This is a genomic window from Exiguobacterium sp. H66, assembly GCF_018618705.1.
GTDB classification, from domain to species: Bacteria; Bacillota; Bacilli; order Exiguobacteriales; family Exiguobacteriaceae; genus Exiguobacterium_A; species Exiguobacterium_A oxidotolerans.
Genome location: NZ_JACSMQ010000002.1, coordinates 259,073 through 277,318, shown reverse-complemented (window position 1 = coordinate 277,318; position 18,246 = coordinate 259,073). Strand labels below are relative to the sequence as shown.

Genomic DNA, 18,246 nt, shown 5'->3' with positions numbered 1-18,246 from the left:
GCACGATGCACATTGAGATGACAGGAATCACAAAAGCGTTTGGTCCCGTGCCCGTCTTAAAGGGTGTCGACTTCGAACTCGCGACAGGTGAAATTCATGCCTTGATGGGGGAGAACGGAGCCGGTAAGTCAACGCTGATGAAAATCTTGACCGGTGTCCATAAAGCGGACGAGGGAACGATTCAAGTCGATGGTGTCGAACAACACTATAAAAATCCGAAACTGGCGGAAGAAGCGGGGATTGCCTTCATTCACCAGGAGTTAAACATTCTGCCTGATTTGACGGTGACGGAAAATCTGTTCCTCGGTCGTGAGTTGAAATCGCGCTTCGGTGTGTTGAAACAGGCGGAAATGAAACGGCTCGCGGAACGGGAACTGGCGGAACTGAACGTCTTCATGGATGTCAATCAACTGGCGCGGACGTTATCGGTCGGGCAACAACAGATGATTGAGATCGCAAAAGCACTGATGACGCACGCAAAGGTCATCATCATGGATGAACCGACAGCTGCCTTGACGGAACGTGAGATTCGCGCCCTGTTCAGTGTCGCGACGGCGTTACGCGAGCAAGGCGTCTCAATCGTCTACATTTCGCACCGGATGGAGGAAATCTTCGAACTGTGTGACCGGATCACCGTCTTGCGGGACGGGGTCTCCGTCTCGACCCACCGGATCGCTGAGACATCATTTGAACAGATCGTTCGGGAAATGGTCGGACGCGAGATGGGTGAACGCTACCCGGAACGCAAGGTCACACACGGTGACACGGTCTTAGAAGTGACGGGAGCGACCGGGAAACGGTTTGAAGACGTCTCGTTTTCCGTCCGTGCCGGTGAAATCGTCGGCTTTTCCGGCTTGATGGGGGCGGGACGGACGGAAGTCATGCGTGGTCTGTTCGGTGTCGATCGCTTGAAGGCAGGAACAATCAAGCTGAATGGCAACGTCATCAACATCAAATCACCGCACGATGCAATCAAACAAGGACTTGGTTTCTTGACGGAAGACCGAAAAGGCGAGGGTTTGTTCCTCGACTTCTCACTCCGGGAGAACATCTCCTTACCGACAATCCGGTCGTTAGCGAAGTCGGGTGTCATCTCCGATCAATCGGAGCGCGAGTTCGCGGAAGGATATCTCAAGTCGTTGTCGGTCCGTCACAGTTCGATGGATCAACCGGCAAAGTCACTTTCCGGCGGGAACCAGCAAAAGGTCGTCCTCGCGAAGTGGCTCGGGACGAAACCGGATGTCTTGATCCTCGACGAACCGACACGTGGTGTCGACGTCGGGGCGAAAAAAGAAATTTACCTGATTATGAATGAGCTCGCCGCGTCTGGTGTCGCGATCATCATGATCAGTTCCGACCTCCCGGAGATTCTCGGGATGAGTGACCGCGTCTACGTGATGCGGGAAGGGCAAGTGAGCGGAATGCTCGAACAACAAGAGGCGACGCAAGAAAGTATCATGACACTTGCGACAGGAGGACAATGAGATGGAATTGATGCAAGGGAAACTGACGGAAAAAAAACCGCGTCGGCTCGGAATCGGGCAGAAGCTCGGTCCGCTCGCCGGACTGTTCGCAATCGTGCTCGTCGTATCGATTATGGAACCGGACTTTTTAACACTCAATAACTTATTCAACATTTTACGCCAAGTGTCGATCAACGCCTTGATCGCCTTCGGCATGACGTTCGTCATCTTGACGGGCGGAATTGATTTATCGGTCGGTTCGATTCTCGCCTTATCGTCGGCGTTCGTCGCCGGACTGATGACGGACGGAACGTCAGCCATTATTGCCGTTCTCGCCGGACTAATCGTCGGTGCTATCATGGGTGCGTTAAACGGCATGGTCATCTCACTCGGGAAAGTCGCACCGTTCATCGCGACACTGGCGACGATGACGATCTTCCGTGGTTTAACACTCGTCTATACGGACGGACGACCCATCACGGGACTCGGTCAAGGTGGATGGTTTGAATTATTCGGTCGGGGTTACTTTTGGATCTTCCCTGTACCGGTCGTGACGATGTTAATCGCCTTCGCGGTCCTTTACTTCATCTTGAAGAAAACGACGTTCGGGCGTTACACATATGCCATTGGTGGAAATGAAGAAGCGGCGAAATTGATGGGGATTCAAGTCAACAAAGTCAAAATCATGATTTACTCGCTATCCGGCTTGATGGCAGCACTCGCCGGCATCATCCTGACGTCACGCCTCAACTCGGCGCAACCGACGGCAGGAACATCGTATGAACTCGATGCGATCGCAGCCGTCGTCCTCGGCGGGACAAGTCTATCCGGTGGTCGCGGTTGGATCGTCGGAACATTGATCGGAGCCTTGATTATCGGGACACTCAACAACGGCTTGAACTTACTCGGTGTGTCATCGTTCTTCCAACTTGTCGTCAAAGGACTCGTCATCCTGTTCGCCGTTCTCGCAGACCGGAAACAAACGACGTAATCACACACATTTTGAAGGAGGAAATTACAGATGAAAAAATTACTTGCACTCGTCATGATGGCCTTGATGGTGTTCGCAGCCGCCTGTTCGACAGAGCAGCCAGGCAGCGATACAGAAAAAGAGAAGAAGACAAAGGACTTTAAGATTGGTCTCTCGATTTCGACACTGAACAACCCGTTCTTCGTTTCACTTAAAGACGGTGCTGAAAAAGAAGCAAAAGCACAAGGGGCAACACTGCAAGTCGCAGATGCACAAGATGACGCGGCAAAACAAGCAAGCGACATCGAAGACATGATTCAAAAGAAAGTCGATCTCATCTTGATCAACCCAACGGATTCAGCAGCAGTCGGTGCGGCCGTCCAAACAGCAAACGATGCCGATATTCCAGTCATCACGGTCGACCGGAACGCTGAAGCCGGTGACGTCATCGCCCACATCGCGTCGGATAACGTCGCAGGTGGAAAACAAGCGGGTGAATACATGATCGAACTCGTCGGCGACAAAGCGAAAGTCGTTGAACTTGAAGGAATTCCGGGTGCTTCCGCAACGCGTGACCGCGGCGAAGGCTTCCACGCGGCCGTCGACGGGAAACTGGACGTCGTTGCAAAACAATCAGCCAACTTCGACCGGGCAAAAGGTCTGTCTGTCATGGAAAACATTCTTCAAAACAACAAAGACATCAAAGCAGTCTTCGCCCACAATGACGAAATGGCACTCGGTGCGGTCGAAGCATTGAAAGCAGCCGGCATGGAAGATGTCAAAGTCATCGGATTTGACGCGACAGACGATGCTGTCAAAGCTGTTAAAGATGGCAAGATGGCAGGAACAGTTGCGCAAAAACCGACAGAAATCGGGAAGATGGGCATCGATACAGCGATCAAACACTTGAAAGGCGAGACAGTCGACAAGAACATTCCAGTCGAACTCGATCTCATCAAACAATAAGTCTTCTATCATCAGTCGCACTGGAGCAATCCTTGAGCGACTGATGTTTTTTTGCAGGAACTGGAATCCGATAAATCTATTCCTTGTTCCCGTACCTGTTTTTCTCTATAATGAAAGAAGCGTATATTATTGAAGGAGGATCATCGATGATCATTCATAACGTGGCTCTTGTCGGCCTCATCGTCGTTTCCGTTCTTCTCATCATCGTCGTTCTCTTGATGTCAGGCCGTACGGCTGGACTCGGAGCATTAACTGGTGGGGCAGAACAATTATTTGGTCGCCAAAAAGCTCGTGGCTTGGATGCGGTCCTGAATCGTGTGGCATCTGTTTTAGGAGCTTTATTCTTTATTTTGGCGTTACTCGTCGCTTTTTATAAGTGAGTATTGAAACGACAGCCGTACGTTTGCGCTGTCGTTTTTTCTTGTTTTCTCGATTTCTAAATTTTCATTTTGGGGTATAGAGTTAGAGGGGGAATCATTTTATGAAAATTACATTACCAAAACCATTCTTTTTTGAAGCCGGCAAACGGGCTGTCTTACTGTTACATGGCTTCACGGGATCGAGTGCCGATGTCCGGATCCTCGGTCGTTACCTGCAAAAACAGGGCTATACATCACTCGCCCCACAATATAAAGGGCACGCTGCCCCACCCGAAGAGCTGACGAAGACCGGGCCAGCCGACTGGTGGCAGGACGTCCTCGACGGGTACGAAGATCTCGTCGCGAAAGGGTACGACGAAATCGCCGTCTGCGGGTTATCGCTCGGTGGCGTCATGTCACTGAAACTGTCGATGAACCGTCCCGTCAAAGCGGTCATTCCGATGTGCGCACCCGCTTATATTAAAAGTGAAGACGTCATGTATGCAGGCGTTACCGAGTACGCTATCGAATTTAAGAAACGAGAAGGAAAATCACCGGAACAAATCGAACAGGAAATGGCAGCGTTCGAACCGATGCCGACCTTAAAAGATTTACAAGCGTTGCTGAAAGACACACGCGATTCACTCGAAGATGTCTACGCACCGACACTCGTCGTCCAGGCCCGCAATGATCATATGATCAATACGGACTCGGCCAACATCATTCATGATGGTGTCAGTGCCTTCCAAAAAGAGCTGATCTGGTATGAGAACTCAGGTCATGTCATTACGCTCGACAAAGAAAAAGATAAGCTCCATGCGGACATTCATGACTTTTTAGAATCGTTGAACTGGAGCAATTAACTGGAGGTGTCACGTTGGAATTACGTGAACGAATACTCGAGGTCATCACGGCGGAAGAACGTCCGCTGTCGATCGATCAATTAACGAAAAAACTAGAACTATCGGATACAACAGAATTCAAAGAATTGATCCGGACGTTGAACGCACTCGAAGAAGAGGCACTCGTCGCCCGGACGCGTTCGAACAAATACGGCACGCTCGCGCAAATCGGGCAAGTCGCCGGGAAAATCTCCGTCCATCAACGTGGATTCGGATTCGTTTCACCGGAAGACGGTTCAGCAGGCGATATCTTCCTGCCGGCCCCGGAACTCGGCAACGTCTATAACGGCGACCGTGTCCTCGTCAAAGTGTTTGCCGAATCAAACGGCGGCGACCGCCGTGAAGGCAAGTTACTCAAGATTCTTTCACGCGGACCGGCTGATTTCGTCGGGACGTTCGTCAGTCCTAAAGGGCGGATTGAATCGATTGCCTACATCGAACCGGATGACTCGAAGCTGACGTTCCTGCCGGTCGTCGCGGACGAAGATACGCTCGGTGCCGTCGACGGACATAAAGTCCTCGCCCGGATCACGAAGTACCCGGACGGCCGTTACGCCGGGACCGCAAAAGTCTTACAAATCATCGGTCATAAAAATGACCCGGGTGTCGATATCCTATCGATCGTCCATAAGCACGGCATCAACGTCGACTTCTCGGACGCAGCGATTGCGGAAGCGAACAACATTCCCGATCAAATCGATGAGAAGGACCTCGTCGGTCGGGTTGACTTACGGAACGAAGTCACAGTGACGATTGACGGCGCGGACGCGAAGGACTTGGATGATGCCGTCCACGTCAAGAAACTTGCGAACGGCAACTATGAGCTCGGTGTCCATATCGCTGACGTCTCACACTACGTCAAGGAAGATTCACCGCTTGACGAAGAAGCACGCGAACGCGGGACGAGTGTCTATCTCGTCGACCGGGTCATTCCGATGATTCCGCACCGTCTGTCGAACGGGATTTGTTCACTCAACCCGCACGTCGATCGGTTGACGCTGAGCTGTATTATGGAAATCGACAAGAACGGGGCTGTCGTCAACCAAGAGATTTTACAGAGTGTCATCAAGACGACGGAACGGATGACGTATACCGATGTCCGGAAAATCATCGAACGCGAAGACGAAGAAGTGGTCGCGAAATATCACGATCTCGTCGACAACTTCGATCAGATGGCGGAACTAGCTGCGATCCTCCGCGAACGCCGCTCGCGTCGTGGGGCGATCAACTTCGACTTCCCGGAAGCGAAGGTTCTCGTCAATGAAGAAGGCAAGACAAGCGAAATCATCCTCCGCGAACGGTCCGTCGCTGAGAAGTTGATTGAAGAGTTCATGCTGGCAGCAAACGAAACGGTCGCCGAGCACGTCCAGCACCAAAAGCTGCCGTTCATGTACCGGATTCACGATGAGCCGAAAGCAGAACGTCTCGATACGTTCTTCAAGTTCATCGCCAACTTCGGCATCAACGTTGAACGCAAGGGCGAGTCGGTCGCACCGAAGACGTTGCAATCGATCCTGAACGCCGTCGAAGGCGAGCCGGAAGAAGCCGTCGTCAGTACGGTCATGTTACGGTCGCTCCAACAAGCGAAATATGACGTCGAACCGATCGGTCACTTTGGTCTGTCGACCGATTTCTACACGCACTTCACGTCACCGATCCGCCGGTACCCCGACTTGATGGTCCACCGTCTCCTGCGCGAGTACATCATCTTTAATGATAAATCGCAAAAGACACAAGACCGTTATGCCGAAATGCTGCCGGAAATCGCCGATCACGCCTCAAAACGTGAACGCCGTGCCGTTGACGCCGAACGCGAAACGAATGCCCTGAAGAAAGCCGAGTACATGGAGCAACACATCGGCGAGACGTTTGAAGGGGTTGTCAGTGGCGTGACAAACTTCGGTATGTTCGTTGAGTTACCGAACACGATTGAAGGACTCGTCCACATCCAAGCGATGACGGATGACTTCTACCGCTATGACGAAGCGAACTACCAGTTGATCGGTGAACGGACGAAACAACAGTTCCGGATCGGCGACGTCGTCGAGATTAAAGTCACCGGTGTCAACATCGATGAGAAGACGATTGACTTCGCAGTCGTCGGGATGCCGGAACGCCAACCGAAAAAACGGTTTGAGTCGAAGACGATCCGCTCAAGCGGCGGCCGTCCGGGACAAAAACGCGACGACAAGAAAGACGACCGTCGCGGGAAGTCGAAACGTCCAAGTAAGCCGAAGGACCAGGCGAAAGGCAAAGGCTTCGCCGGGAAAGACAAGAAGGATAAACCGCCGTTCCATAAAGCGGTCTCGAATAAAAAACGGAAGCGCAAATAAGCGCTTCTGTTTAGAAATGTGGTGGAAGAGAGATGCCAAAAGGGACAAGTTCAAAAGTATTAGCCAACAACAAACGGGCGTCGTTTGATTATGCGATTGAAGATACGATCGAAGCGGGTCTCGTCTTGACGGGAACCGAAATCAAATCGGTCCGTAAAGGAAAAATCAGTATCGGTGATGCGTTCGTCCGTTTCGACGGCGGGGAAGCGATTCTCTGGAACTCGAACATCGCCCACTTCGAACAGGGGAACCGGTACAACCACGAACAGCTCCGTCCGCGGAAACTGTTGCTGCACAAAAAACAGATCGCAACCTTGATGGGATCGGTCTCGCGCGACGGCTATACGATCGTGCCGTTGAAGGTCTACATCAAGAACGGCTACGCGAAATGTCTGATCGGACTCGGACGCGGGAAGAAGAAATTCGACAAACGCGACGACCTGAAGAAGAAGGATGCGAAGCGGGATATCGACCGTGCGTTACGCGACAAGCAAAAGTATTGAACCCGTAACACTTTTCTGCTATTATAATAGTATTCGGAAAGCCCCAATTTTATATCTTGGGGACGTTACGGATTCGACGGGGGTAGTTCGGTCTTCTGTGGCGTGTCGAGGGGTCGGCCTCGTTAAAACGCATCAGCCATAACTGGCAAAACTAACACACAACTCGCAGCAGCGTAACAGTTGCTACGGATCCTAGCAGCCGTCGCCTGGTCGGCTGATTTCTAGGGTCTCACTTTAAACAGGCTACGCTTGGACCCTTCCGTCTGGAGGGAAAGAGAAGAGATGGAATCAGACTGGTCGGACGGACGCCTGTCAATTGGCAGCCTGACGACGAGATCCCAATAAATTGACTACACACGTAGAAGCTTAAGTATACGATGCCTTCGGACGTGGGTTCGACTCCCACCGTCTCCATACGACGAAATCAGTGGATTTCAAAAAATGTCAAAACCTTTAAAAATAAGGTTTTGACATTTTTTTATTTTCTATCAAGCTCAATAATTATTTTAAAATGAACTCAAAATTATATGGGAAGGAAGTATTTGGGGAAAGTCTGTTTTTCTTTATATTTGGATAAAAATAGATTAGAATAGAATCTAAATAATATTGGAAAGTCTGAGAAATATGAAAATTCTATTTTCTCTTAATTACCGGAGATATTATAAATTAAAGTGAATTAATAAAAATATAGATAAATTTGAAAAATGATAGTTGCAAAACTTGATAAACTAGAAAACGAAAAAAATATATTATCGAACTACATTGTTCAATCAATTGTAGTTATTTACAAATAAATTATAAAATCAATTTTCTATTTAAAAAGTATCTTTATTTTATTAGTTAGTGAGTTATAAAAATGATAATGGAAATTTAGAAAGAAGGTTTTAAATTGTGTTTAACGGTAGAACGATTGAAGATTTAACTTATAAAGAAACTGTTGATAAAATTGTTGAACTCAATGAGCATATAAAAAGTTTCTGGTCTAGTGCTCACGGATGGGCACCAATCGAAGCAGCTGATTTATTAAGTAAATCTAGGTTAGATTGGTTGGTATCTCTAAGTCATTCATTATACAAATGGGAAACGAATTCTCAAAATGAATCGGAAAATGGGGATTTAATTTTAGCGTGGGCTAATCTTGGTACCTTAGTTGAAGGTAGCATGAAATTTTTTCTTTCAGTTTTCTATAATGATTACAAGAATGATATTAATGCGTTGAAAAGAAGTGGGAAACAAGTTGATCCTGATGGAGCAATGTTTAATGGCTTAAGAACCTTTTTTGAAAAGAGTGTTTGGCTTGGTACAGAGTGTAAAGATAAGAATGACTGGCTAATAAAAATACAAATGAATAGAAATGCAATTCATGCATACAAAGATAGAGATATAGAGGATTTCAAAATCTTTAAATTACAAGTTAATAAATATCTATCATTTTTAATTGACCTGTTGGAAAGAGTTCCCTATCCTGATAATTACTATGGACCAAACCTTTCTATAAGATGAGCAATTAGAAGAAGACTAAGTTATTTTTAGCTAGTCTTTTTCTTTTGAGAAAATGCAACGATTGATCTAAATTAAATTCATTAGGAATCTAAATGTTGTCTAATCGAAAAGAAGAAGATGTATAAATTAATAAAATTTACTGTGCTATAAAATTTAACTGTAATATTGTAAGAAAAGGAGCTGACATCTATGATACGACGTGCCACCTTGATGGACGGAAAGGCATTATCGGACTTGATGCGACGGATTGATCGGGAAACGAAATATATGTTGTATGAACCGGAAGAACGCAGCATGTCGACGGAACAGGCAGAAGCGTTCATCGAACGATTTGGTCAGGCGGCGAACTCGGATATTTTCGTCGTCGATGTCGATGAGCAACTTGTCGGTTATGTGTTGGTCGTCGGTGGCAAACCAAGCCGAATCCGTCACCGGGCGAACCTCGTCATCGGCTTGCTCGACGCCTATACCGGTCAAGGTCTTGGTGCCGGATTACTCGAAGCAGTCGATGCCTTTGCCGTTGAAGCGGGACTCGTCCGGCTGGAACTGACGGTTCGCAAAGATAACCTGCGGGCAATCGAGCTTTATCATAAGTTCGGTTTCAACATCGAAGGCACGCGGATTGCCTCGCTGCTGATTGACGGCGAGTACGTCGATGAACTGGCGATGTCGAAAATATTTACAGCAGAAGAAGTCTAAAAAAAGATGCTCGGATGTCTCCTCTCAGATTGAGACGGGACAGACGAGCATCTTTTTTATTGTGATAATTTTTGTTGTTCGAACTCGACTTCAAGGACATTTTTCGCATAATCCTTACCCCAGTCGTACATCGCATCTAAAATCGGCATCAGGCTGTAGCCGTGTGGCGTCAATGAATACTCGACCTTCGGTGGTACGACCGGATAGACTTCCCGGTGAATGATGTGGTGGTCTTCCAGCTCCCGTAACTGATTGACGAGCATCCGTTGCGTAATGCCGGGCATCAGACTTTTCAGTTCTCCGAAACGTTTTGTACCTTCTTTCCCGAGGTGCCAAAGAATCAGCATCTTCCATTTGCCCCCGATGATCGATAGGGTCAATTCCTTTTCACAGTTAAACTGCCGGTCTTCAAAATGTGGCATCGTCCCACCTCCTTTTTTAGTATAGCCCTCTTGTCATCGACAGTATACTTTTCCGCACTATGTATGAAAAACCGCACTATGTAAATTAAAAGTGCGTACTTCCCAAGTTCGTCTATGAGGATTATATTTAGTCCTGTTCCTTCATGAACGTCAGAAGGAAGTGCCAGGATCCATAAATAGAGAGAAGAATGGGAGAGATTAATTATGAAATTACAACTCGCGATTGATTTAGTCGATACAGCAGGTGCCATCGCTTTAGTCAAAGAAATTGGCGAAGAAAACTTGGATATCGTTGAGATTGGGACACCGGTCGTCATCAACGAAGGGCTTCGCGCCGTTAAAGAAATGAAAGCCGCATTCCCGAACTTAACGGTTCTCGCCGACTTAAAAATCATGGATGCTGCCGGCTATGAAGTCAGCCAAGCCGTCGCACACGGTGCCGACATCGTGACGATTCTTGGAGCAGCCGAAGATATGTCAATCCAAGGTGCCGTGGAAGAAGCGAAAAAATCAGGCAAGAAGATTTTGGTGGATATGATCGCTGTCAAAGATATCGCGACACGTGCGAAAGAACTTGATGAACTCGGTGTTGACTACATCTGTGTCCACACAGGTTACGATCTTCAAGCCGTCGGTCAAAACTCGTTCGAGGATCTCGCGACAATCAAATCCGTTGTTAAAAACGCCAAAACAGCAGTTGCTGGTGGTATCAAAATGGAAACATTACCGGAAGTCATCGCAGCACGCCCAGACCTCATCATCGTCGGTGGCGGAATTACCGGACAAGACGACAAACAAGGAACAGCGTCAACGATGCGTCGGATGCTACAAGAGGCGTAAATGACACATATTCAAACGATTTTACAAGAGCTGACGTCGACGGTCGAAGCGATTGATCAAGCCGAGACGACGCAACTCGCCGAAGCCGTTCTGAAGGCAGACCGGATCTTTCTCGCTGGAGCCGGTCGCTCCGGCTTGATGGGCAAAGCGTTTGTCATGCGTCTGATGCACATGAACTTCGATGCGTATGTCGTCGGTGAGACGGTCACCGCGAACTTGCGTGAAGGAGATTTGTTGATCATCGGATCAGGATCCGGTGAGACAAAAACACTCGTCCCGATCGTCGAGAAAGCGAAACAAATCGGTGGAACTGTCGCGGTCGTCACGATTGAGCCGGCGTCGACACTGGCGAAGTTAGCGGACTTAACCGTCAAGCTACCGGGCGTGCCGAAAGAGCGGACGGCCACGGCGGACGAAACGGTTCAGCCGATGGGATCATTGTTTGAGCAAACGATGTTGCTGTTCTACGACGCATTGATTCTCCACATCATGGCGGCGAAACAACTTGACTCAAAAACGATGTATGGCAAACATGCTAATTTAGAATAGAAAAAATCATAAGACCCGTAGACGTGTGTGACACGTCTACGGGTCTTTTTTTAGTCTGATTTTATAAATGTATTTCCTACTCATAAATCCTTTTTATAAATAGTGAAAAAAATACAATTCAATAAAACTGTAAAAAGATTACTCTCATTTAAAATTGTAATATAATTTTAAATGAGAGGGAGGTGTATTTTGCAATAGGTTTGTGCAGTGAATTGCAGAAAAAAGTACAGAACTTTGCCAGTACATATTTAATTTCTTGATAATGCATGTGTGACACGATAACTGTCGCCCGTGAAGGTCAGAATGTGCGCATGATGAATCACACGATCGACGAGTGCTGACGTCAATCTTGGATCTGCGAAAACACGATTCCATTGACTGAATTCTAGATTCGATGTGATGATGACACTTTTCTTTTCGTACCAGTCTGTAATGAGATGGAACAGGAGTTCTGCGGACTCTTTGGATAATGGAAGATAGCCCATTTCATCCAAGACGATAAGATCCGCAGAATCGAGGCGTGTATGGAAGCTACTCAGCTTCCCATCACGCCATGCTTTGGTGAGTTGCTCTACGAGCTCCGAAACACGAAAGAAACGTACTTCTTTTCCTTTACGACAAGCTTCCCGTCCTAAACCAATCGCAAGATGTGTCTTACCAGTGCCGGGGGCACCCGTGAGCACTACGTTTTGCTGATGATCGATGAAAGAGAGCGACATCAATTCTTCTTTCTTAAGATGACGAGGGAAGTAGATGTTGTCATGCCAGCGATAGTCCTCAAGTGATTTATTATTGATGAATTTTGCTTTTTTTATGAGCCTCTCTGCCTTCGCTTCTTCACGAAGTCTCATCTCCATTTCAAAAAGTGTCAGGAGAAACATCTCGGACGATTCCATCGGAATCGCTTCGTAAATTTCAGCGACGTAAGCGAGCCGAAGGGATTTGCACATCTCTTTTAGATTCACGACTGCACCTCACTCTGCCATGGTCGATTCAAACTGTCATACTTGCTCCAGTCGACATCGTAGGGATGCTCTTCGATGTCAGAATAGGCATCGCTTTGGCTCAGTAGCTCATACAATCGTTCATCGATTTCAGTGATTGAATGCAGGACTAATCTAGAACGTAGCCATCCCAGTCTTTCTCTACGTATCATCAGATTTTGGATGTTCAGATACTCCCGAATTCGTCCAGGGAGGTACTCCGCGTGACGTGAATGACCATAACTACGTGGCTTTTTGTACCATTCGTTGAGAATACTTTCCCAAGGTAACGCCCGTTTCGTCATCATATAAGGTCGTTTTTCTTCGTACAGGATTTCTCCATGACGAGAAATGATTTTCATATCGTCCCATTTTAGGATTGCTCTCACTTGTCCATGTCGGGAACCTGATGGAACGAGAATCTTCGTTTGATCGATGGTCACTTCTCCATATTTGTTCACCTTCAAGAGTTCCTCTCTAAACACCGGAAAGTCTTCTTCCGGCAGTCGAAGGAGATGCTTCTGCTCTTCCACAACGAGATCTTTGATCCGTACTTTTTTTTCGTAATGGATACGTTCCATGTCATCCCTGAGGGATGATGCGAGGCGCCGGTTCAATGACTCGAAGTCATTCATGATGGGCGAAGGAACTAGGAAGTTGTAACGGACATATCCGACCTTGTTTTCGACGCTTCCTTTCTCATTCCCACTGTACGGATTACAGCTTTGAACCTGGAAACCATAGTGCGCCACGAATTGTTGGAAGGCATCCGTATAAATGGCTTCTTCCTTTGTTGTCCGTACTTTAGCGACGGCTGCCGGGAGATTGTCGATCCGTAATTGTTGCGGCACGCCTCCGATTTCTTCGAACAGTCTCTTCAATCCGGTCAGGAAACATTCCTGGTTCTCTGCTGGTAATGCAACCGCAGCTGTTCGATTGCTATATGGCATGGATAGGATCAAGCAATGCACATCGACCGCATGACTGTCCTTTACGACTTCCATGACACCAAAATCTACTTGTGCTTCTCCGGGAGGGTGGGCCAATCGTTCGAATCGACTATCGTTTTCTACATCGCGACCTAGTCGCCATTCTTTTATGAATTGACAGACGGTCCGGTAGGACCCTTCAAATCCATATGTACATAAGGTCTCATATAGTTTTTTATTGGTTCGCCGTTGTTTCTTTTTCATCATCGCATCTTCCTGTAGCCAGTCCTCAATCATTTCGCCCCAACGGGTGCCATACATCATGCCTCGCTTGGAAGAAGGACTTTCTTTTGGTAGAAAAGACTCATCGGCATATTTTTTAGCAGTTCGCCAGTTCAGGTTAAGATCTTTCGCAATCTTATTGATGGAATAGGATTTATGGTTCCTTAAAAATTTGATACAATTGATTTCGGACATTGTTAGCATTCCTTTCATCTCCTTAACGTTCTTGTTTCGCAACTTAAACGTTAGGATGAATTTGTGGGTGCTGGCAAGTCCTTTTCTTTTTCGAAAAAGGAGTGCAGAACTGTGTACGTTTCCGTCGCACAAGTCTGCACTCCTATTCTGCATTACACAATCAATTCACTTGTCTCTTTCACAAAGCCACCTCCAACTTATTACTTTTCTAAATATAAAGATTTAATCATTGTCTTCTCAATAAACTCTATAGTTGTATGATTTATCAAAATTTCGAATACTTCTTTTGTAGAAATAGTTCTAGTAGCTTTTTTCTCATATTCCTCAATTAAAATTGCTAAGGATCCAGCTACAAAAGGAACTGCCATTGAAGTACCACTCATTTCGATAAACTCATTATTCAAGGAGTTTGAATAAATATTTACCCCTGGAGCATATACATCTACGAATTCATTTGAATTTGAAAAATCAGCTATATTTTTAATTGATTCATCAATTGCACCAACTGAAATCACTTCTTTAAAAGAAGCTGGATACCGATATTCCATCGTAGTCAAATCTCCATCACCATCGTTTCCAGCTGCTGCAACAACAGTTATTCCTTTTTTATCAACTTGTTTGATAAGATCATGTAGCTTTTTATCGTACTTTCGAACTCCTAATGATAGAGAAATAATCTTGACACGTTCATTATTATCACCTCGCCAATTCATTGCATATTTTAGTCCTTCAGAAAGAAGTTCAAGTGAACCTTTTCCACTACCATTTAACACCTTTACTATCAGTAAAGATACTTTGGGAGCAATACCTTGAATGCCATAATTATTGTTAGATCCTGCAATTATTCCAGCTACATGTGATCCATGACCATTTGTATCTCCATAATTATTTGTATCTCCATTGAACTCTTCGGTGAAATTATATCCATCAATCACTCTGTCTTTCAGATCTAAGTTCATCACGTCACAACCGGTATCTAAAACTGCAATGACTATTCCTTCTCCGTAGAATCCTTTTTGCCATTTTGTTTCGATTCCTACAGACAACACACTTGGTGACACATAATCTTTTTTAGCCAATTAATAACCTCCATAAATTGCCTTTAATAACCTATAAAGAGGTATTAAGAAGCCTTATAACAACTTTTTATTGGAATTAAATTAAATAATTATGTATTTTTATTTTATTTATGTTTTTTATGATATGAAAATTTTTGTTAATAAATTCTTCGCAGAAATAATCATCTTCTTCAATTTATTATTTAAGCTCTCAAAAAGTAAAAAGTGACACATCAGCTGTAAAGTTAAACTAATCAATGAGCAGTGGCCCCTTGATTAAAACGTTAGTTAAAGTTATCGATATATTGTAGTTACTCAGTTTAAATAGGAGAACTATCCATGAACAGATTTATCATTAATACAGATCAACGCAAACAACTTTCCACATCGCCTTCATATCAGATCGCAAATTTTCAAAGGAGAATTTAAAATTCGAGCGATACTTTCGAATCCAGTTGGTAAGCGCCGATACAATTTGTTCTTTACCCTGTAACATGATTGCTAAGTAAACAACAAACGAAGTAGTGAAAGTATGGTTCACTACAATTTATATATGGATAAAAGAGTTTTAATGATAAATGTGAAAGATTCAACTTTGACGTTAACCGAAAAAGGAAGCTTCCATCGGATGAAGCCTTGGGAAATCTGAAGTACGAACTAAGTACCTTACAGCAAAGAACAAATTTATGGTTTTAAAAGAGAAATGAAGAATTTAAAATAATGACGTGTGATCACTATATGACCATTATATTTTTTACGAAGGCAATCATTTAACCGATTGCCAAGGCTCTGTATATGCTCATTAAGGTCAATCGCAAGAATTATTTGGCACTAGCATATTTCTCCTTGCTTGAAGAATGCGATGAAGATCCGTAGGCAGAGCATTTTGCATAAAATGTCTATAGCGACATATAACACTGAGAGTGGATCAAACGACTCAAACCGTCAGCTCGATCAGAGAAATAGTAAGATATTTGCTATAGACAACACTTATCTTCGTATTGACTTTATCCAAGTAGTTTATCTCTCTTATTTGAAAGATTCCGCACCCTTGAAATGATGGCATATTATGAATCTACAAACTTTTATATGAAACCTGCATCATACAAGGAATATACTCGTAGAATGACTACACGAGAATATATGCTACTCGCAATTCATAATACATTCCAATGAAGTTCAAATACCTATCCTGCTTATTAATCACGCATTCATGAGTTGGAATGTTTATATACATGTCGCATACAGAAAACTGACTGAATAATGTCCTGATCCAAGTATTCTTTGGGTGCTTTAAAGATGTTTCGATTAGTAATTAGTAGCTAATCTCGATGAAGTATAACTATGATTGTTGCATCTATTGATTATTACAGTAACGAACGAAAATAATGGAAACGACAAAAGATGACTCCGGTACAATACCGAAGTCATCTTAATGGCAGCTTAAATCAATTCAAATACTTTTTCTAAACTCTAAAGTTCAGTTTAGTTACTACATTTTAAAAGTGTTTCGAAAAAATCTAAATTTGGGATTTATATAAAATTGTCGTGTTAGTAAATTAAAGGTTTTTTTACTCTACTCATTAATCAAAATTTTTAAAGAAGCACCATTTCACGAAATTCTTTTTTTATGGAATATCGATATTTTAGTCCTATTCATAAGAAATATTAATTAGTTAAAAATAATCATCTTCTTAAATAATTCAAATAGTATAACCTTTATTTTTACACTTATGTGTTACTATATACTAAATACTAAAATTAATTTAGTAATAAAAGGAGGTTTCATCATGACAAAAAATCTTGGGTGGATTTCTATTGGGATAATTATTTTTACTTTAATTACATTTAGCGTACTTCCAGTCAACGGATTTTGGGGAACAAATTATTTAATTGGTGGTATGCTGTTAGCTTTATTAACTGCTATGTTTAGTAAAAAAGGTATCGGAAAAAATCTTGCTTTTATAGCAATGGGTATTCTTTTACTTCTATTTGTATTATCAATTTTAGGATTTTTAGGAATCCTGTAATATTTTATTAAATATAAATCCTAGTACATTAGATGACCACTAATACTAGGATTTATATTTATATTCATTCGATTAATTAATTTGAGAAATTTTTATTTTTTACAGTTTAGTCAATGTAGCATGACCTGTCGCATTTTGACTGTAACTTGTCAATCGAAGATACAAATAATCCTTTTTAACTTTAATATTTGACTGATTTAACGATTGCCCTGGTTGCAAAAACCACTCTTTAACTGGTTCATCGAATCCTGCCACGTCTACAATATGAACACCCATTACTGCATTTGAACTTGTATTCTTAGCAGAGATTCGTGCCAGACCGTTTGTAAAATTCATTTTTGTTCCATTGACCACTCTATCTCCAATAGCGATAGAAATTCCGTTACTTGATACTAAAGCCTCTACATCATTTTTATTCTTTTCCATTTTTTTATCTCCTTCTCCTTTTTTTTATTAGCAAACAAAGCACATTACTGCTTCTACTACAGGTGTATTAAATGTTTTACCTGCTGCTTGAGCACAGTCACATAATCTTTGATCACAGTAACAGTTAGGGTAACTTACACCTCGTTTTGTATAACAGCAATCATGTGTTTTACAGCAATTATCTAGTCCATTAATTCCTTTTTTAGTTGAAGTACAAGCTGACGAACCACCACAAGCTTGACCACACCAAATATAACCTCCAGCTAAACAGCCATCAAAAACACCATTTGCCTCTACATCTCCATTTAACATTCCAGGTACATAATCTTGATAAAAAGGAAACTCACTTTCTTCTTTATCATTTTTTTCTTTATACAAGGCGATTAATTCTTGATCAAAAGTCGATTCTGAAAACTTAATATAATTTTCGCTTCGAGCAGTATAATTATTCAATGTAACTTCATCATTATCTTCGTTATAATATTCACCTACAAAAAAGTCATTTTGAGTCGATAAATCATTATTTCGATATCGAGTAATATAACGAATCTTTACATTGCTGGCCACTTCAAAATAAATCGATTTTGCAGTTACAACATCTTCTTCTTTTTTCGCATCAAACTCAATTGCTTGAATGACTTTTACTTCTTGAGGATTAAATTCAAATTTTTGTTTATGATTCATTTCTTCAATTAGATTTTTTAACTTCTTATTTTCTTTGATGTCATGTAGAATAAATTTAATTTCTTGTTCTTCTAACCGTTTACCGATAAGCATAAATTAACATCTTCCCTTCATTTTATTATCAGCTGATATTATAGAAAGAAGTTTATA

The 18,246-nt window shown here is 43.7% G+C and carries 18 protein-coding genes and 1 other RNA gene; 13 read left to right on the top strand and 6 right to left on the bottom strand.

Features of this window, described 5'->3' with window-relative positions:
• Window positions 1–5: 5 nt before the first annotated feature.
• From KNP88_RS04740 to KNP88_RS04695, 10 genes are all read left to right on the top strand, one after another.
• Window positions 6–1,484: a sugar ABC transporter ATP-binding protein gene (locus KNP88_RS04740; RefSeq protein ID WP_214892504.1), complete on the top strand. Its 1,479-nt coding sequence runs from the start codon at window positions 6–8 to the stop codon at window positions 1,482–1,484.
• A 10-nt stretch (window positions 1,485–1,494) separates the two neighbouring features.
• Entirely contained in the window at window positions 1,495–2,454 is a 960-nt protein-coding gene (gene rbsC, locus KNP88_RS04735; protein ID WP_029331338.1) for a ribose ABC transporter permease, read from the top strand.
• Window positions 2,455–2,484: 30 nt separating this feature from the next.
• Window positions 2,485–3,399, top strand: a complete 915-nt coding sequence (gene rbsB / locus KNP88_RS04730; protein WP_214892500.1) for a ribose ABC transporter substrate-binding protein RbsB — start codon at window positions 2,485–2,487, stop codon at window positions 3,397–3,399.
• 146 nt (window positions 3,400–3,545) lie between these two features.
• Window positions 3,546–3,779 carry a preprotein translocase subunit SecG gene (secG, locus tag KNP88_RS04725; protein WP_029331335.1) on the top strand — a complete coding sequence of 78 codons (234 nt, stop codon included), beginning with the start codon at window positions 3,546–3,548 and terminating at the stop codon, window positions 3,777–3,779.
• A 101-nt stretch (window positions 3,780–3,880) separates the two neighbouring features.
• Window positions 3,881–4,621: an alpha/beta hydrolase gene (locus tag KNP88_RS04720; protein WP_214892497.1), complete on the top strand. Its 741-nt coding sequence runs from the start codon at window positions 3,881–3,883 to the stop codon at window positions 4,619–4,621.
• Between the two features lie 14 nt (window positions 4,622–4,635).
• Window positions 4,636–6,993, top strand: a complete 2,358-nt coding sequence (gene rnr, locus KNP88_RS04715) for a ribonuclease R (RefSeq protein WP_214892494.1) — start codon at window positions 4,636–4,638, stop codon at window positions 6,991–6,993.
• Between the two features lie 32 nt (window positions 6,994–7,025).
• Complete coding sequence (gene smpB, locus KNP88_RS04710; protein ID WP_088837732.1) at window positions 7,026–7,496, top strand: SsrA-binding protein SmpB; 471 nt, start codon at window positions 7,026–7,028, stop codon at window positions 7,494–7,496.
• A gap of 58 nt (window positions 7,497–7,554) precedes the next feature.
• Window positions 7,555–7,913, top strand: a transfer-messenger RNA (tmRNA) gene (gene ssrA, locus KNP88_RS04705).
• Between the two features lie 474 nt (window positions 7,914–8,387).
• Window positions 8,388–8,999, top strand: coding sequence for a hypothetical protein (locus KNP88_RS04700; RefSeq protein WP_214892491.1), 612 nt, complete (start codon window positions 8,388–8,390; stop codon window positions 8,997–8,999).
• A 189-nt stretch (window positions 9,000–9,188) separates the two neighbouring features.
• On the top strand, window positions 9,189–9,698 hold the full coding sequence (locus KNP88_RS04695) for a GNAT family N-acetyltransferase (protein ID WP_214845243.1): 510 nt from the start codon (window positions 9,189–9,191) through the stop codon (window positions 9,696–9,698).
• Between the two features lie 56 nt (window positions 9,699–9,754).
• Here KNP88_RS04695 and KNP88_RS04690 read toward each other — a convergent pair whose 3' ends face one another.
• Window positions 9,755–10,120 carry a winged helix-turn-helix transcriptional regulator gene (locus KNP88_RS04690; protein ID WP_012371239.1) on the bottom strand — a complete coding sequence of 122 codons (366 nt, stop codon included), beginning with the start codon at window positions 10,118–10,120 and terminating at the stop codon, window positions 9,755–9,757.
• A 204-nt stretch (window positions 10,121–10,324) separates the two neighbouring features.
• Here KNP88_RS04690 and hxlA point away from each other — a divergent pair, with 204 nt between their 5' ends.
• Window positions 10,325–10,960 carry a 3-hexulose-6-phosphate synthase gene (gene hxlA, locus KNP88_RS04685; RefSeq protein ID WP_026827605.1) on the top strand — a complete coding sequence of 212 codons (636 nt, stop codon included), beginning with the start codon at window positions 10,325–10,327 and terminating at the stop codon, window positions 10,958–10,960.
• Window positions 10,961–11,509 (top strand): 6-phospho-3-hexuloisomerase, encoded by a 549-nt coding sequence (gene hxlB / locus KNP88_RS04680; RefSeq protein WP_214892485.1) that lies wholly within the window; start codon window positions 10,961–10,963, stop codon window positions 11,507–11,509.
• Between the two features lie 248 nt (window positions 11,510–11,757).
• Here the strand turns inward: hxlB and istB are convergent, their stop codons facing one another.
• The 3 genes from istB to KNP88_RS04665 all read right to left on the bottom strand — a co-directional run bounded on the left by istB (window position 11,758) and on the right by KNP88_RS04665 (window position 14,977).
• Window positions 11,758–12,459, bottom strand: a complete 702-nt coding sequence (istB, locus tag KNP88_RS04675; protein ID WP_214892828.1) for an IS21-like element helper ATPase IstB — start codon at window positions 12,457–12,459, stop codon at window positions 11,758–11,760.
• 11 nt (window positions 12,460–12,470) lie between these two features.
• Window positions 12,471–13,907, bottom strand: coding sequence for an IS21 family transposase (istA, locus tag KNP88_RS04670; RefSeq protein ID WP_214892370.1), 1,437 nt, complete (start codon window positions 13,905–13,907; stop codon window positions 12,471–12,473).
• A gap of 191 nt (window positions 13,908–14,098) precedes the next feature.
• Window positions 14,099–14,977: a S8 family peptidase gene (locus KNP88_RS04665; protein ID WP_055966269.1), complete on the bottom strand. Its 879-nt coding sequence runs from the start codon at window positions 14,975–14,977 to the stop codon at window positions 14,099–14,101.
• Window positions 14,978–16,746: 1,769 nt separating this feature from the next.
• Between KNP88_RS04665 and KNP88_RS04660 the strand changes: the two genes are divergently transcribed.
• Entirely contained in the window at window positions 16,747–16,986 is a 240-nt protein-coding gene (locus tag KNP88_RS04660; protein ID WP_055966271.1) for a hypothetical protein, read from the top strand.
• A 99-nt stretch (window positions 16,987–17,085) separates the two neighbouring features.
• Here KNP88_RS04660 and KNP88_RS04655 read toward each other — a convergent pair whose 3' ends face one another.
• Window positions 17,086–17,412 (bottom strand): hypothetical protein, encoded by a 327-nt coding sequence (locus KNP88_RS04655; RefSeq protein ID WP_055966274.1) that lies wholly within the window; start codon window positions 17,410–17,412, stop codon window positions 17,086–17,088.
• 27 nt (window positions 17,413–17,439) lie between these two features.
• The gene (locus KNP88_RS04650) at window positions 17,440–18,189 is read right to left on the bottom strand and encodes a phospholipase A2 family protein (protein ID WP_055966276.1); all 750 of its coding nucleotides are present in this window, start codon (window positions 18,187–18,189) and stop codon (window positions 17,440–17,442) included.
• Between the last annotated feature and the right edge of the window lie 57 nt (window positions 18,190–18,246).